General features: G+C 73.6%; 17 protein-coding genes and 1 pseudogene. 5 read left to right on the forward strand and 13 right to left on the reverse strand.

The features are described from left to right. The 3 genes and pseudogenes from MFF04_RS15140 to MFF04_RS15150 form a co-directional block, all read right to left on the reverse strand. Positions 1–401: pseudogene (locus tag MFF04_RS15140) on the reverse strand (deoxyribose-phosphate aldolase); the annotation flags it as partial. Between the two features lie 2 nt (positions 402–403). Beyond that, on the reverse strand, positions 404–1,231 hold the full coding sequence (locus tag MFF04_RS15145; protein WP_238276992.1) for a purine-nucleoside phosphorylase: 828 nt from the start codon (positions 1,229–1,231) through the stop codon (positions 404–406). After that, positions 1,224–1,631 carry a cytidine deaminase gene (locus MFF04_RS15150; protein WP_238276994.1) on the reverse strand — a complete coding sequence of 136 codons (408 nt, stop codon included), beginning with the start codon at positions 1,629–1,631 and terminating at the stop codon, positions 1,224–1,226. The genes MFF04_RS15145 and MFF04_RS15150 overlap by 8 nt, the downstream gene beginning before the upstream one ends. Before the next feature lie 140 nt (positions 1,632–1,771). Between MFF04_RS15150 and MFF04_RS15155 the strand changes: the two genes are divergently transcribed. Beyond that, a complete protein-coding gene (locus MFF04_RS15155; protein ID WP_238276996.1) occupies positions 1,772–1,990 on the forward strand; it encodes a DUF2093 domain-containing protein in 219 nt (72 codons plus the stop codon). Here MFF04_RS15155 and lpxK read toward each other — a convergent pair. From lpxK to MFF04_RS15170, 3 genes are read right to left on the reverse strand one after another with little or no spacing between them, the layout of a single operon-like run. Beyond that, positions 1,965–2,948, reverse strand: a complete 984-nt coding sequence (lpxK, locus tag MFF04_RS15160) for a tetraacyldisaccharide 4'-kinase (protein WP_238276999.1) — start codon at positions 2,946–2,948, stop codon at positions 1,965–1,967. The two genes, MFF04_RS15155 and lpxK, sit on opposite strands and share 26 nt — an antisense overlap. 19 nt (positions 2,949–2,967) lie before the next feature. Continuing rightward, a complete protein-coding gene (locus MFF04_RS15165; protein WP_238277000.1) occupies positions 2,968–4,296 on the reverse strand; it encodes a 3-deoxy-D-manno-octulosonic acid transferase in 1,329 nt (442 codons plus the stop codon). Beyond that, entirely contained in the window at positions 4,293–5,033 is a 741-nt protein-coding gene (locus MFF04_RS15170; RefSeq protein ID WP_238277002.1) for a lysophospholipid acyltransferase family protein, read from the reverse strand. The genes MFF04_RS15165 and MFF04_RS15170 overlap by 4 nt, the downstream gene beginning before the upstream one ends. Before the next feature lie 277 nt (positions 5,034–5,310). Between MFF04_RS15170 and MFF04_RS15175 the strand changes: the two genes are divergently transcribed. After that, on the forward strand, positions 5,311–6,261 hold the full coding sequence (locus MFF04_RS15175; RefSeq protein WP_238277065.1) for a metallophosphoesterase family protein: 951 nt from the start codon (positions 5,311–5,313) through the stop codon (positions 6,259–6,261). A gap of 7 nt (positions 6,262–6,268) precedes the next feature. On the opposite strand, the gene MFF04_RS15180 is transcribed toward MFF04_RS15175, so the two are convergent. The 4 genes from MFF04_RS15180 to MFF04_RS15195 all read right to left on the reverse strand — a co-directional run bounded on the left by MFF04_RS15180 (position 6,269) and on the right by MFF04_RS15195 (position 10,045). After that, a complete protein-coding gene (locus tag MFF04_RS15180) occupies positions 6,269–6,427 on the reverse strand; it encodes a hypothetical protein (RefSeq protein ID WP_238277004.1) in 159 nt (52 codons plus the stop codon). Between the two features lie 230 nt (positions 6,428–6,657). Continuing rightward, a complete protein-coding gene (locus MFF04_RS15185; RefSeq protein WP_238277006.1) occupies positions 6,658–7,701 on the reverse strand; it encodes a sensor histidine kinase in 1,044 nt (347 codons plus the stop codon). Positions 7,702–7,714: 13 nt separating this feature from the next. After that, the gene (locus MFF04_RS15190) at positions 7,715–8,149 is read right to left on the reverse strand and encodes a response regulator (RefSeq protein ID WP_238277008.1); all 435 of its coding nucleotides are present in this window, start codon (positions 8,147–8,149) and stop codon (positions 7,715–7,717) included. Positions 8,150–8,176: 27 nt separating this feature from the next. After that, on the reverse strand, positions 8,177–10,045 hold the full coding sequence (locus MFF04_RS15195; RefSeq protein WP_238277066.1) for an MHYT domain-containing protein: 1,869 nt from the start codon (positions 10,043–10,045) through the stop codon (positions 8,177–8,179). A 227-nt stretch (positions 10,046–10,272) separates the two neighbouring features. Between MFF04_RS15195 and MFF04_RS15200 the strand changes: the two genes are divergently transcribed. Then, a complete protein-coding gene (locus MFF04_RS15200; RefSeq protein WP_238277010.1) occupies positions 10,273–10,698 on the forward strand; it encodes an organic hydroperoxide resistance protein in 426 nt (141 codons plus the stop codon). A gap of 42 nt (positions 10,699–10,740) precedes the next feature. On the opposite strand, the gene msrA is transcribed toward MFF04_RS15200, so the two are convergent. Beyond that, a complete protein-coding gene (gene msrA / locus MFF04_RS15205) occupies positions 10,741–11,397 on the reverse strand; it encodes a peptide-methionine (S)-S-oxide reductase MsrA (protein WP_238277012.1) in 657 nt (218 codons plus the stop codon). 71 nt (positions 11,398–11,468) lie between these two features. Then, positions 11,469–11,789: a PetM family of cytochrome b6f complex subunit 7 gene (locus MFF04_RS15210; RefSeq protein WP_238277014.1), complete on the reverse strand. Its 321-nt coding sequence runs from the start codon at positions 11,787–11,789 to the stop codon at positions 11,469–11,471. Between the two features lie 123 nt (positions 11,790–11,912). On the opposite strand from MFF04_RS15210, the gene MFF04_RS15215 reads away from it, so the two are divergent. Together MFF04_RS15215 and MFF04_RS15220 are read left to right on the forward strand one after the other, a co-directional pair. After that, entirely contained in the window at positions 11,913–12,659 is a 747-nt protein-coding gene (locus tag MFF04_RS15215) for an HAD family hydrolase (protein WP_238277015.1), read from the forward strand. Between the two features lie 441 nt (positions 12,660–13,100). After that, positions 13,101–13,403 carry a hypothetical protein gene (locus tag MFF04_RS15220; protein ID WP_238277017.1) on the forward strand — a complete coding sequence of 101 codons (303 nt, stop codon included), beginning with the start codon at positions 13,101–13,103 and terminating at the stop codon, positions 13,401–13,403. Between the two features lie 92 nt (positions 13,404–13,495). Here MFF04_RS15220 and MFF04_RS15225 read toward each other — a convergent pair whose 3' ends face one another. Next, entirely contained in the window at positions 13,496–14,185 is a 690-nt protein-coding gene (locus MFF04_RS15225; RefSeq protein WP_238277019.1) for an invasion associated locus b family protein, read from the reverse strand. Positions 14,186–14,248: the final 63 nt, after the last annotated feature.

The following is a 14,248-nucleotide window of genomic DNA, read 5'->3' on the forward strand; positions in this document are numbered from 1 at the left end:
GTGCGCGACATCTGTGCGCGCACCGCCTCGACCATGTCGCGGGCGAGGGTCTCGTCGCCGCGCAGGAAGGCGCGATAGGGCAGCACGAGGTCGATCTCGCCGGCCCCGTGGCGGATCGCGGCGCGGGCATCCTCCACCGCGCGGTCGACGTCCTCGCCGCCGGCGGGGAAGTTGATCACGGTCGCGATCCGCACCGGGGCGCGGTCGAGGAGGCCTTGGGCCTGTGCGACGAAGCTCGGCCAGACGCAGACCGCCGCGACGCCGGCCTCCCGCGCGTCGCGGCAGAGCCGGTCGATCGCCGCCTCGGTGCAGGTATCCGAGAGATCGGTGAGATCGAGGAGCGGCAGGGCCCGGCGGGCGACGGCGCCCACGTCGAAGCCGGGGTCCGGCGTGTCGGTCATGGTCATGGCTCCGGAAGGCGGGCGACGAAGGCGGCGGCGAGCCGGGCGAGATCGGCCCCGGCGCGGGCGGCGACCGCCTTGGTCTCGGCGTGATGCGGGTCGCCGCCCTTCAGGCCGGCGGCGTGGTTGGTGACGAGCGAGACCGCGGCGACGGGGATCCCGAGGAAGCGGGCGAGGATGGTCTCCGGCACCGTCGACATGCCGACGAGATCGGCGCCGAGCCGCCCCGCCATGCGGATTTCGGCGGGCGTCTCGAAGCTCGGGCCGAGGAACCAGGCGTAGACCCCTTCGTGAAGCGCCAGTTCCTCGGCGCGGGCGGCCTGCGCGAGCAGCGCCCGCAAGGCGGGATCATAGGCGCCGGTCATCGGCACGAAGCGGGCCTCGGACGCCTCGCCGACGAGCGGGTTCAGGCCGGAAAGGTTGATGTGGTCGGCGAGCGTCACGAGGCTGCCGGGACCGGCCTCCACCATCAGCGAGCCGCAGGAGTTGGTGAGCAGCAGGCAGCCCGCCCCGAGCCGCCCCGCCGCCGCCAGCGGCACGCGCATCGCGGCGGCGTCGCCCGTCTCGTAGGCGTGGACGCGGCCCTCGAAGACGAGGACGCGGCGCCCGGCGAGCCGGCCCCGGTGCAGGCGCCCGGCATGTCCGCTGACGCCGGCGCGGGGAAAGCCGGGGATCGCCGCGTAGGGGAGGTGGGTGGCCTCGCTCAAGCCCCCGGCGAGGGGCCCAAGGCCGGTGCCGGTGACGATCGCGCAGGCGTAGGGCCCGGAAAAGCCCTCGGCTTCGAGGAAGGCGACGGCCTTGGCCGTCCTCTCGTCGGCGCCCTCAGCCACGGGAGAGCGTCTCCGGTCCGAAGGAGGCCGGCAGCAGCGCCTCCAGGGTGAAGCTCTCGACGCGCCCGCCCGGGTCGGCGGCGTGGACCGGCGTGTCCGGCCCCGCGAACTCGCGGATGCGCTGCCGGCAGGCGCCGCAGGGCGTGACCGGTGTCGCGCCCGCGCCGACGACGAGGATCGCCGCGATCCGCCGCCCGCCCGCCGCGACCATGGCGGCGACGGCCCCGGCCTCGGCGCAGGTGCCGACCGGGTAGGCGGCGTTCTCGACGTTGCAGCCGGCATGGAGCGCGCCGCCCTCGTCGCGGATGGCCGCGCCGACGCGGAACCCGGAATAGGGCGCATAGGCCCGCTCCCGCGCCGCGCGGGCGGTCTCGAACAGGGCCGCGAGGTCCGGGCTCACGGGAAGCAGATCGTCGGTCGGGGGCCGCGCATCCCACGATGTTTGGCACCATGGTCCCCGGCCGTCGAGGCCGGATCGACAGGGCGCCTCCCGCTTCCTATACCCGCGCGACGGGTGGACGTGATCGGGGAGTGGCGGGAATGCTGGGCCGGTTCGAGCGCGGGAACGGCGAGGCAGTCGTCGAGTACGGCGACGGCACCATGCGCATCGTCAAGCCCGGCCGCTTCGTGCGCTGCGCCGTCACCGGCGAGCCCATCGCGCTCGACGATCTGCGCTACTGGAGCGTCGCCCGCCAGGAGGCCTACAGCTCGCCGGACGCGGTGATGAGCCGCCTCAAGGAGGAGCGGGCCGGGCGATAGCCCGCTCGACCTCCGCCCACAGCGCCGCCTCGTCAGCCAGGCGCAGCCGCACGGGCAGCGCCCGTGCCGCGAAGGCGGGCGGAAGACGCACGCGATCCTTCTCGGTGGTGACGAGTTCGGCCCCGAGCCGGTCGGCCTCGCGCGCCAGCCCTTCGAGCTCGCCCGGCCGATAGGCGTGGTGATCCGGGAAGGCATGGGTCGCGACCGGATCGGCGCCGATCTCGCGGAGCGTCGCGAAGAACTTCTCCGGCCGCCCGATGCCGGCGAAGGCCAGCCAGCGGCGCCCGGTGAAATCCTGCCCGTCTGCCTCGATCGTCGCCCGGTGCACGGGAAGCCCCCGCGCCAGCGCCTCGCGAGCGACCGCTTCGCCCGGCGCGCCCGCGCCGACGAGGATCAGCCCGTGGATGTGCCGCCACTGGCGGTGGAGCGGCGCCCGCAGGGGCCCGGCGGGGAAGGTCAGGCCGTTGCCGATGCCGGCACCCCCGTCGACCACCGCGAAGGCGAGATCCTTCACGAGGCTCGGATTCTGGAGCCCGTCATCCATCAGGATCGCGTCCGCGCCGAGCCCGGCGCAGAGCGCGGCCCCGGCAGGCCGGTCCCGCGAGACGACCGTCGCGGCGAGTCGGGCGAGGAGCAGCGGCTCGTCGCCGACCTCGGCCGCTCCGTGCCGGGCGGGATCGACGGCGACGGGCCCTTGCAGCCGCCCGCCGTAGCCGCGGCTGAGGAAGGCGGGTCGGTGCCCGCGCTCCATCAGCATCCGGGCGAGCGCCAGGGCGGCGGGGGTCTTGCCGGCGCCGCCCATCGTGAGGTTGCCGAGGCAGATCACGGGGAGCGCGGCGCGCGCGCCGGGCCGGTCCATCCGCGCCGCGGCCCGGGCTCCGTAGAGGTGCCCGAGGGGCGCCAGCAGCCGCGCGGCCGGTTGATCCGGCGCCAGGGACCAGAAGCGGGGCGCCCTCACCGATGCGGCCTTGCGCGCATCAGGCCTCGGTCTTGGCCGCCACGCGCTTCGGCGCGATGGCCGACAGCTTCATCTGGGCGATGAACGGGTCGAGCACGCCGAGGGTGCGTGCCACCGCGCCCTCGAAGGGCAGGAGCGCCCGCTGCCCGGCCTCGGCCATCGCCGAGAGCGCCTCCGGATCGGCGAGCAGGGTGCCCACCGCCTCCGCGAGTCCGGCGCCCTCGCGCAGGCTTCTTGCGCCGCCCGCCGCGTCGAGGGCGGGGTAGACCTCGGCGAAGTTGTGCACGTGTGGGCCGTGCAGGATCGCCGCACCGAGGCGCACGGGCTCGATCGGGTTCTGGCCGCCGCGGGGCACCAGGGAGCCGCCGAGGAAGACCAGCGGGCTGAGGCGATAGAATAGCCCCAGCTCGCCGAGCGTGTCGGCGACGTAGAACTCGACGGCGCCGTGCGGGCGGCCTCCGGCGGCCCGGCGGGCGGTGCGCAGGCCGCCGGCTGCGGCGCGTGCGGCCACGTCGGCGCCGCGCTCGGGATGGCGCGGCACCACGATGGTGAGAAGCCCCGGCAGGCGCTCCCGCAGGGCGGCATGGGCCTCGGCGGCGAACTCGTCCTCGCCCGCATGCGTGCTCGCGGCGACCCAGACGGGGCGCCCGGCGAGCATGGCGCCGAGATGCTCGAGCTGCTGCCGGTCCGCAGGCGGGATGGCGGCGTCGTATTTCAGGTTGCCCGACACGCTGATGCGCGGCGCCCCCAGGCGTGCGAAGCGCTCGGCGTCGGCCTTGGTCTGGGCGAGGCACACGGCGATCCGAGAGAGCAGCGCCCGGGCGGTGCGCGGCGAGCGCTCCCAGCCCCGGAAGGAGCGCTCCGACATGCGGGCGTTGACGACGAGGAGCGGCACGCCGCGCGCGTGCAGCGCCATGATCGTGTTGGGCCAGATCTCGGATTCGGCGACGAGGGCGAGGTCCGGGCGCCAGTGGTCGAGGAAGCGCTCCACCCAGCGCGGGGCGTCGAGGGGCACGTACTGGTGGACGGCGCCCGCCGGCAGGCGCTGGCCGACGAGCTCGGCGGCGCTGCGGGTGCCCGTGGTGAGGAGCACCGAGAAGCCGCGGGCGATCATGCCCTCCACGAGCCCGATCAGGGAGAGTGCCTCCCCGATGCTGGCCCCGTGCATCCAGACGAGAGCGCCGGTCGGCCGGGCCCGTCCGGGCAGGCCGCGGCGCTCGCCGACCCGGCCGGGGTCCTCCTTGCCGCGCCGGGTGCGCCAGGCGAGGAGCCCCGCCACGGCGGGCTCGCCGAGTCGCAGGCCGGTCCGGTAGGCCCGCAGCGCCAGGGTGAGGGGAGGCGCCCTCACGCGGCGGCCTCGACGGGGCTGCGCAGGCCGACCCGGTCCGGCCGGCCGACGAGCGCGTAGGCCTCGTCGTGGACGCGGTTCATCTCCGCCTCGACCCGCAGGCGCAGGGCCTCAAGCTCGGCGGGCGTGGCCTCGCGGGGGACATGGATCGCCTCCCCGAAGACGATGGCGCCCCGCCCGAAGGGCAGGCCGAGGCAGGCCCGGTCCCAGGAGTTGAAGCGCAGGTGCCGGCTCGTCACCACCGCCGTCGGCACGATCGGCCGTCCGGAGAGGCGCGCCAGCGTCACGATGCCGTCGTCGGCCCTGCGGGAGATCTTCGGCACGTCGGCGCTGAAGGCGACGATCTCGCCCTGCTTCAGGGCCTTGAGCATGGCGCGCAGGCCCTCGGCGCCGCCCTTGGCCTTGGCATCGCGCACGACGCGGCCTCGGGCGCCGGAGGCCCGGATCACGCGCACGCCGAGATGCTCGAGGGCTCGGGTGTTGATGTTGCCGTCGGGGTTGCGGGAGATGATGGTCGCCACCCGGTCGCCGGGGCGCCGGGCGAAGGACACCATGATGTGCTGGCCATGCCACATGCCGGCGATGAAGGGGGTCTGCGCGTCGAGCCAGGCGTCGGGCGCAGCAGGCACGACCGTGAAGCGGTTCGTCGCCCGCACCAGCCGCAGGTACCCCGCCGCCAGGCGTGCGAGCAGGCGTTCCACGAGGCGGTGCCGTAGGACCCGTTTGCCGAAGCTCATCGCTCCCTCGTCCCATCGCCGGGTGGCCGGTGCGGCCCGCGGCGGGCTTCGCATCGACGAGCCTGCCGACACGATGCGCGGCGCACGCGGCACCCGAAGCGGCCGGCGGGCTGTCTATCCCCGATGACCCGGGCGGCGCAATGCGGGCGCCCCGCTCGGACGCTCCCGCGGCGCTTGACCTGCCGCCGTCGGAGGGGGTTCAAGGCGCGGATGGCGCCGCCCCTGCCCGACCGAATCCCGATCCCGGAGCCGCGCCATGGCCGCTGAGGCCGGCGCCGTGTTCCGGCTCGCCCATCTCACGGACCCGCATGTCGGGCCGCTGGCGAGGCCGCGCCTGAAGCAGCTCCTCGGCAAGCGTGCCACGGGCTACGCCAACTGGCGCCGGGGCCGCTCGCGCAGCCACGACATGAGCGTGCTCTCGGCCCTCGTCGCCGATCTCCGGGCGCAGGCGCCGGACCACGTCGCCTGCACCGGGGACCTCTGCAACATCGGCCTGCCGAGCGAGTGGGAGACGGCCCGCCAGTTCCTGGGCGAGCTCGGCGCGCCCGAGCGGGTGAGCTTCGTGCCGGGCAACCACGACGCCTACGTGCGCGGCTCGCTCGAAGGGCTGCTCGGGCTCTGCGCGCCCTGGACGGCGGGCGACGACGGGCGCAGCGGGCGCTTCCCCTACCTGCGGCGGCGGGGGCCGCTGGCGCTGGTCGGCCTGTCCTCGGCGATCCCGACGAAGCCCTTCGTGGCGAGCGGACGGCTCGGGCCGCCCCAGATCGAGGCTGCCGAGGCCCTGCTCAAGGCGCTCGCCGCCGAGCCGGAGCCGCCCTGCCGGGTGGTGATGATCCACCATCCGCCCCATCCCGGCGGTGCGACCCCGGGACGCGAACTCACCGACGCGGCGGCTTTCACCGCGATGATCGCGCGGGCCGGGGCGGAGCTGATCCTGCACGGGCACAACCACATCGCCACGACGGCTTTCCTGCCGGGCCCCGCCGGGGCGCTGGTGCCGGTCGTCGGCGGCTCCTCGGCCTCCGCGCAGCTCGGCAACCATCGCGGCCTCGCGACGCGGCGGGCGGCCTACGGGCTGTTCGGCTTCGTGCGGGACGGGGGCGGCTACGCGATCTCGATGTCCGGCCGGGCCGTGGAGCCGGACGGGCGCGTGGTCGAGGCGGGGCGCCTCGCCTTCGGAGCGTCCCATGTCTGGGGCGGGGGCGCAGCGCGGGCCGCGTCCCCGTGAGCGCGCGTCAGATCTCCGGGGGGAGCGACGGGCGGCGCTGGCTGGCGATGCTCGCCTCGTACCGCTCGGCCTGAAGACGGGTCAGCCCCGAAATCAGCGCCACCGGTCCGCGGTAGACGGTGTAGGTGCCGTCGTGGGTCGGCTTCACACGAATCATCTCGGACATGGCTGTCACCTTGTCTTGTGATGTGGATCGTCGAACGCTTTACGCCGGGGGCGGACGGTAGACCGTACGCGGCAGGACGCAAGACCTGCGGCGACTGTATACGTAAGTATTTCCGCCGCGCTGCGGCAGCGTCCGGCGCATGGGATGGGAGGCTGCCCGCGAAGTCCTTGAGAGGGCGTCCGGTTTTTTCGACCGGCGCAGGGTGCGCCGCAGCAGCGGTTCTTCGCGGCTCAGCCCTGGAAGGAGAGGCTCGCGCGGGTCCCCTGGCGGCCCGTGCCGTAGACCAGCGCGGACTGGAGATTCGCGGCCATGGCCCGCACGATGCGCGAGCCGAGCCCGGTGCCCCGTGGCTGGCCCTTGCCGGTCCAGCCGATGCCGTCATCCTCCACGGCGACCTCGAGGGAGCCGGCATCCGGGCGGCGCAGCTCGACACGGATCTCGCCCACCGTCTCCGGGGGATAGGCGTACTTGTAGGCGTTGGTGACGAGCTCGGTGACGACGACGCCGACCGAGACCGCCTTGTCGGTGGGCACCCGCACCGGCTCGGCGTGCAGGCGGATGGCGTGGTCGCGCCCGGAGGCGCGCATGGCGGCCTGCAACTCCTCGACGAGGCTCGCGAGGTAGGCGTCGAGCTCCACGGTCTCGACGTCGTCGGAAGTGTAGAGGCGGCGGTGGATGCCGGCGATCGCCGAGATGCGCGCCTGCATCTCCTCCAGCGCCGCCTTGGCGGCGGGGTCGGAGACGGCGTTCGCCTGCATGTGGGTCAGCGCCGCGACGAGGGCGAGCGAGTTCGCGACCCGGTGGTTGACCTCGCGCAGCATCATCTCGGCCCGGTCGCGGGCGGCGCGCACCTCCTGCTCGGCGCGCTCCTTGTCCCGGCGCATCGCCTCCCCGCGCAGCGCCGTGCCGATCGCCTCGCCGAGCAGCTCCCGGAACTGGCCCTGCACGTCCTTCCAGACGTAGTCGACGGCGCCGGCCTTGAGCGCGGCCACCGCCACGCGGCTGTCCTCGGAGCCCGTCACGTAGACGACCGGCGGAGCGTCGGGCAGGGCGCGGATCTCGGGCAGCAGGTCGAGGCCCGTCCGGTCGGGCATGTGATGGTCGAGGGCGACGAGGTCGATGCCGCCCTGCCCGAGCCGCGCCAGACCCGCCTCGCCGCCCTCGGCCAGCTCCACGGCGTAGCCCCGCGCGGTCAGGGCGCGCTGGACGAGGCGGCAGAGCCCCGCGTCGTCGTCGATGTAGAGGACGCGGGCGGCGGGCGGCTGCGCGCTCATGGCGTCTTGCCGCTCATGGGTTCTCGGGCACCTGCATCACCGACAGGAACAGCCCGAGCTGGCGGATGGCGTTGGCGAAGCCCTCGTAGTTCACCGGCTTCGTCACGTAGACGTTGGCGCCGAGGTCGTAGCAGCGCTGGATCTCCTGGCTGTCGTCGGTGGTCGTCAGCACCACCACCGGCGAGCGGCGGGTGTGGGGATTGGCCTTCACCTTCTCCAGGATGTCGATGCCGGTCATGTCCGGCAGGTTGAGGTCGAGCAGGATCAGGAGCGGGCGCCCGGCGCTCGCCTCGCCGGTCCCGTCGGGGCCGAGCAGGTAGCCCAGGGCCGAGCCGCCGTCCCGGAAGGGCACGATCGCGTTGTTGACGCCGGCGCGGCGGATGTTGCGCTCGATGAGACGGGCGTGACCCTCGTCATCCTCGATCATCACGATGGTGACGGGCTGCATCCGCGGAGCTCCGCTCTCTGTTCACGCTCACTCGGCGGCGAGGCGGGCGGCCTCGGGGGCGGCGGATCGACCTGTAGCCGTCCCGCGGGGCAGCGTCACGCCGAATGTCGTGCCCCTGCCCAGCTCGGAGACGACGTCGATCCGTCCCCCGAGGCTGCGCACCAGCGCCTTGACGTGGGCGAGGCCGATGCCCTCGCCCGGCCTGTCCTGCACGCCGGAGCGGCGGAACAGCTCGAAGATGCGGGCATGGTCGCGCTCGGCGATGCCGCGGCCGTTGTCCTCGACCAGGAAGCGCACCCGGTTGCCGGCGAGCGGGCGGGCGCTGATCGTGATCTGCCCCGGCCGGGCGGGATCGAGATACTTCAGCGCGTTGTCGATCAGGTTCCCGAAGATCTGCTCCACGGCCGTCCGGTCGGCGACGATCTCCGGCATCAGAGGATCGACGCTCACCCGCGCGCCGACGCTCTCCGCCTGATGGCGCTGCGCGTCGGCGAGCCCCTGGATCACGGACGCCATCGCCAGGGGCTCGGGCTGGAAGGTGCGGCGTCCCTCCCGCGACAGGCGCAGGATGGCGGCGATGAGGCGCTCCATCTTGGTGACGGCGGCGCCGATGAAGCCGAGCGCCTCGCCGAGATCGGCGTCGATCCGCTCCGCCTCCGGCCTGCCGCGCAGCGCCTCCCCGATGTCCTGCCGCGTCGCCTCGAGCTCGCTCGTGAAGCCCATGATGTTGACGAGCGGCGCCCGGAGATCGTGGCTGACGATGTAGGCGTAGCGCTGCAGCTCCTCGTTCGACTCGCGCAGCTCGGCTTCCGCCAGGCGCCGCTCGGTGATGTCGGTATGGACCCCGACCCATTCGCGGATGGCGCCCCCCGCGTCGAGCACCGGCACGGCGCGGATCGCGTAGTGCCGCCAGGACCCGTCGCGGGCGCGCACCCGGTGCTCGAAGACGAAGGTGCGCCGCTCCCGCACCGTCTCGTTCCAGGCGTCCACGCTCGCCTGGGCATCGTCGGGATGCACGGCGTCGGCCCAGCCGTAGCCCTGGTACTCCTCGCGCGTCTGCCCGGTGATCGAGGCCCAGCCGGGCTGCTCGCCGACCATCCGGCCCTCGGCGTCGTTCGTCCAGAGCACCCCGACCGCCTGCACGGCGGCGCGGAAGCGCTCCTCGCTGGCGCGCAGCTCCCGCTGGATCCGCTGCTGCTCCAGGGAGGTGGCGAGCATCGCCAGGAACAGCACCACGAAGGTCGCCCCGGCCACGTAGAGGGCGAGGGTCTGGCCGCCGAGGCCGGCGGTCCCGGCGTGGGCGTGCCCGCCCGGCGTGAAGGTGGCCGCGGCCATGCCGGTGTAGTGCATCCCGGCCACCGCCAGGCCCATCACCCCGGAGGCGACGAGCTTCTGGGTCACGCTCGTCCGGCGGAAGGCGAGGAACAGGGCGACGCTCGCCGCACCCACCGCGATCGCCACCGATAGCACCACGATCGGCACGCTGTAGGCGACGCCTCCGGGAAGGTGCATCGCCGCCATGCCGGCATAGTGCATCCCGGCGACGCCGGTCCCCATGAGCACGCCGCCGGCCGCCACGTCCCGGCGCCGCGCGCCGGGACGGCCGACCCAGGCGAAGGCCGCCCCCGTGGCGGCGACGGCGATGGCGAGGGAAAGCAGCGTGCCGGGCACGTCGTAGGTCGTCGCGGCGCCCATCTCGAAGGCGAGCATCCCGACGAAATGCATCGACCAGATGCCGCCGCCCATGGCGATCGCCGCCGCGGCGACCCAGCCCCAGCGTGCCGCACCGACATGCCCATGCACGCGGGCGCCGAGCTCCAGCGCCGTGTAGGAGGCCAGCACCGCGATGGCGATGGAGAGGGTGACGAGGGCCGGATCGTAGCCGGTATGGACCATCGCGGAGGACACTCGAGGCTCGGTCCGGTCCCGGCGGAGCGGACGCCGCCACGCTAGCCTCCCTCGCCTCGGCGCGCCATCGAGCATTGCTCGACGGGCATGCCGGGCCCGAGCCGAGGCGGGATGAAATAAATTGTGCACAATCTACATTTCGGGGTATGGCCTGCGGCACCGGAGGGACCATATGGCGCCTCGACGCCGATCCCGGCCCTCACAGGAGACCGACCATGCCCGTCGACGTGAAGTACCGCACCAAGGCCACCGCCACCGGGGGCCGCGACGGCTCCGCCCGCACCGAGGACGGCAGCTTCGAGGTGCGCCTCTCGACCCCGAAGGAGCTCGGCGGCGCCGGCGGCGAGGGCGCCAACCCCGAGCAGCTTTTCGCGGCCGGCTACTCCGCCTGCTTCCTCGGCGCGATGAAGGCGGTCGCGCCCTCGCAGAAGCTGAAGGTGCCGGCCGAGACCACCGTCACCGCGACGGTCGGCATCGGCCCCCGCTCCGAGGGCGGCTTCGGCATCACCGCCGATCTCGCCATCAGCCTGCCGGGCCTCGACAAGGCCGACGCGCAGCGCCTCGTCGACGCCGCGCACCAGGTCTGCCCCTACTCGAACGCCACCCGCAACAACGTCGACGTCGGCCTCACCCTCGTCTGACATGGAAAGGGCGGGCGCGGTCTCCCGCGTCCGCCCCTTGCCTTAAGCCGCGACGCCCGTCCCCACTGGGCAGGAGACGCCGGTGCCGCCGAGGCCGCAGTAGCCGCCCGGGTTCTTGGCGAGGTACTGCTGATGGTAGTCCTCGGCGAAGTAGAACGGCCCGAGGCTCTCGATCTCCGTGGTGATCGGGTCGTAGCCCTTGGCCGACAGCGCCCGCCCGTAGGCGTCGCGCACCTGCTCCGCCACGGCCCGCTGCGCCTCGTCCGACACGTAGATGCCGGAGCGGTACTGCGTGCCGACGTCGTTGCCCTGGGCCATCCCTTGCGTCGGGTCGTGGCTCTCGAAGAAGACCTTGAGCACCTCCTCCAGCGGCAGCACCGCGGGATCGTAGGCGACGAGCACCACCTCGTTATGGCCGGTCAGCCCCGAGCAGACCTCCTCGTAGGTCGGGTTCGGCGTGGTGCCGGCGGCGTAGCCGACCGCGGTGACGTGGACGCCCTGCGGCAGCTGCCAGAACTTGCGCTCGGCGCCCCAGAAGCAGCCAAGGCCGAGCACGATCGTCTCGACGCCGTCCGGGTAGGGGCCCTTCAGGGGGCGGCCGTTGACGAAGTGGCGCTCGGCGGTGGGGATCGGGTTCGGGCGGCCGGGCAGCGTGTCCTCGGGGGAGGGCATGACGGCGCGCTTGCGGAAGAGGAACATCGCGGGACCTCGGGCTCGACTCGGGATGGTCCGAATATGGGGTGCCGGGCCCCGGTTATGAAGCGGTCCCGTCAGGGCCGCGTCTGGAAGCCGATCGGCTCGCGGCCGGGCTGGCCGAGCCAGAGCAGCACCGCCCCGAGGCCGATGCCGATCACCGCCACGGGCGCCAGCGTCAGCGGCAGCACCAGCACCTGCCAGAGCCAGGGCGCCACGCCCTCGACGCTCGCCTGCAGGGCGCTGGCCTTGTCCTTGAACAGGGCGAGGATCAGCTCGCTGAGCGGCGTCACCCGCAGGCCGTTGTTGGCGATGGAGCGGGCCCCGTCATAGACGAGGGCCACGAAGCCGCCGGCGATCAGCAGCATCCCGAGGGCGCGCAGCAGGAAACGGATCATCGGCGGTTCCTGTCCCCATCCACTCCGGTGCGCCCTCCGCTCGGCAGTAGGGGCGACGGCGGGCGGGTGCAAGGCGCGTCCGTGTTGCGCCGCATTGCCCCGCCGTGGCAGAGGGGCGCCGCGATGAAGGACGAGATCCAAGAGGCGACGGACCACGGCGCGGCGGCGAGCCCGTCGGACGATCCGGGCGCGCCCCGCGGCGCCGTGGAGCGGCCGGCGCTGATCATCTTCGATTGCGACGGCGTGCTCATCGACAGCGAGCCGATCAGCCTCGGCCGGCTGACGGGGGGGCTCAACCGCATCGGCCTGCCCATCGACGTCGACCGGGTGCGAATCCGCTTCGCGGGCATGTCGATGGCCTCGATCATGGCGGCGGTCGCTCGCGAGGACGGGATCGTGGCGCCGGACGGCTTCCTGGACGCCCTCAAGGCCGAGACGCTCGCGGCCTTCGACCGGGAGCTGACGGCGATGCCCGGCATCGCGGAGGCGCTGGCGGGGCTCGACGTGCCGTTCTGCGTCGCCTCGAGCAGCGATCCCGTGCGGCTGCGCCATTCGCTCGACCTCACCGGCCTGTGGCCGCTGTTTCACGGGCAGGTGTTCTCGGCGAGCGAGGTCGCCCGCGGAAAGCCCTTCCCGGACCTGTTCCTGCACGCGGCCGCGCGGATGGGCGCCGCGCCCGAATCCTGCCTGGTCATCGAGGACAGCGTGCCCGGCATCCGGGCGGCGCGGGCGGCGGGCATGGGCGTGCTCGGCTTCACCGGCGGCGGCCACTGGGCCCACGACCGGACTGGCGCCGATCTCCTCGCCGCCGGCGCGGAGCGCGTGCTGCGCGGACACCGCGACCTCGCGCCCCTCGTCGCCGCGGCCTGAGCCCTCGCGAGGCTTTCCTGAGCCGCCGAAGAAGCGGCTCCCGGCGTGCATCCGGACGCGCGGTTCCTGCCCCGTTCGCGCTGCACTTCGGAAGATCCATCCGTTGACGGACAAGCAATCCGCTGGCAGATTTTAAGGGCTGGCGAGGTGCTCCCGCGCCGTCCCAGCCGCGGTGATTTGACGAGAGTAGCTTGCGCCGCGTCATCAAACGCTAAAGCACCGCGAAGCGCTCGTGCCTCGTGGTCCTTCAACAAGGGATGACTGCCGTGGCCGCCCATTACGATCCCAGAACTCTTTTGGTTCCCGGTTCCCTGCTTCCGCTCCAGGGGTGTTGTCGACGCTGAGACACCGGCTCCCCGCGAGCCCCTCAACGCCCCGTCAGCACAGGCCGCGCTTCGGCATCGCTCTTGCGACCGCCGGCCCAGGTTCAGGAACCGACCCATGTCCCGCACAGAGATTCCCGTCAGCCAGGCGGAGGCGCCGCTCGCGCTCCTCCCCGACACGCTCGCCAAGCCCGAGCGCCCCGCGAAGGCCGAGCCGCCGCCCGCCCGCATCATCGAGATCGGCGAGGTCGCCGCCGGCATCGCCGTGCCGGAGCACCGGGGCGTGCGCTTCTTCGCCTCCTCGGACGCGTTCTTCCCCCTCGACGGCACGGTGTTCCCGAGCGTCGAGCAAGCCGCCCGCGCCGCCCGCGAGCGCTTCCGCAGCCTGCGCCCGGCCGGCCGCCGTCTCGCGGCGGTCTGAGGAGAGCTGCGCGTCCGAGCGGCGTCACCGGCTTCAGGGGCGGTCGCTTCCGGCGACCGCCCTTTTTGTATCGGGGAGGAGGCGCCGGGCCTCTACTTGCACTCGTCGCGGGCGCGCTTCATCGCCTCCGCGAAGCCGCCGAGAGCGTACTCGTCGCGGGTCGGGTTGCCGCGCAGCGAGGTCGTGGTCACGGCGAGCGTCGGGGTGCGGCCGCTCATCTCCGTGACGACGCGGGTCTCCTCGGCCGGATTCTGGACCCAGGCGTTGCCGTCCTTGACGACGAGGGGGAAGCGCGAGGCGCCGAGGATGAGCACGGGATCGCCGGGCGCGGCCGCGGCACCGGGCTTGGTCTGCGAGGCGGCGGGCTTCGAGGGGAAGCCGAGCATCACCGCGACCTCGTTGGCGACGTTCTCGGCCTTGCGCACGGTGACGAAGAAATAGGCCTGATCGCGCTTCAGGGTCTTGGGCGAGCGCGTCTGCGGCTGCGCGATCGCGTAGCAGATGCGGGTCTTGCCCTGGCCGTTGGCGAAGACGTTCCAATCGCCGAAGATCGCGAGCGGCGTCGCCTGCTGCATGCCCGGCGGCGTCGGCGCGGCTTTCTTCTCCGTGGCCCTGCCGTGCCCGCGGCGCTTGCGCGAGGGGGGCGCCTCCTCCGCCTCCTGGGCGAGGGTCGCCCCGCTCCACAGCCCCGCGACGGTCGCAGGCACCAGCATCTGCGGTCCGGTCAGCGCGGGGAGAAGAACTGCGAGGGTGGCGGGAAGGAACCGGGGCTTCGAGCGCATCGACCATCCTGGAGCGGGCTCCGGACGGCTGGCTGCCCGAAGCGCGGACGCCCGCGAGAGCGG

It is taken from the genome of Methylobacterium jeotgali (assembly GCF_022179345.1).
GTDB lineage: Bacteria > Pseudomonadota > Alphaproteobacteria > Rhizobiales > Beijerinckiaceae > Methylobacterium > Methylobacterium jeotgali.

Coding starts and splice junctions, on each gene's coding strand:
- MFF04_RS15155 (WP_238276996.1), top strand. CDS start 1,772: ATGCTGGGCCGGTTCGAGCGCGGGAACGGCGAGGCAGTCGTCGAGTAC.
- MFF04_RS15170 (WP_238277002.1), bottom strand. CDS start 5,033: ATGAGCTTCGGCAAACGGGTCCTACGGCACCGCCTCGTGGAACGCCTG.
- MFF04_RS15180 (WP_238277004.1), bottom strand. CDS start 6,427: ATGTCCGAGATGATTCGTGTGAAGCCGACCCACGACGGCACCTACACC.
- MFF04_RS15185 (WP_238277006.1), bottom strand. CDS start 7,701: ATGAGCGCGCAGCCGCCCGCCGCCCGCGTCCTCTACATCGACGACGAC.
- MFF04_RS15190 (WP_238277008.1), bottom strand. CDS start 8,149: ATGCAGCCCGTCACCATCGTGATGATCGAGGATGACGAGGGTCACGCC.
- MFF04_RS15195 (WP_238277066.1), bottom strand. CDS start 10,045: ATGGTCCATACCGGCTACGATCCGGCCCTCGTCACCCTCTCCATCGCC.
- MFF04_RS15200 (WP_238277010.1), top strand. CDS start 10,273: ATGCCCGTCGACGTGAAGTACCGCACCAAGGCCACCGCCACCGGGGGC.
- msrA (WP_238277012.1), bottom strand. CDS start 11,397: ATGTTCCTCTTCCGCAAGCGCGCCGTCATGCCCTCCCCCGAGGACACG.
- MFF04_RS15210 (WP_238277014.1), bottom strand. CDS start 11,789: ATGATCCGTTTCCTGCTGCGCGCCCTCGGGATGCTGCTGATCGCCGGC.
- MFF04_RS15215 (WP_238277015.1), top strand. CDS start 11,913: ATGAAGGACGAGATCCAAGAGGCGACGGACCACGGCGCGGCGGCGAGC.
- MFF04_RS15220 (WP_238277017.1), top strand. CDS start 13,101: ATGTCCCGCACAGAGATTCCCGTCAGCCAGGCGGAGGCGCCGCTCGCG.
- MFF04_RS15225 (WP_238277019.1), bottom strand. CDS start 14,185: ATGCGCTCGAAGCCCCGGTTCCTTCCCGCCACCCTCGCAGTTCTTCTC.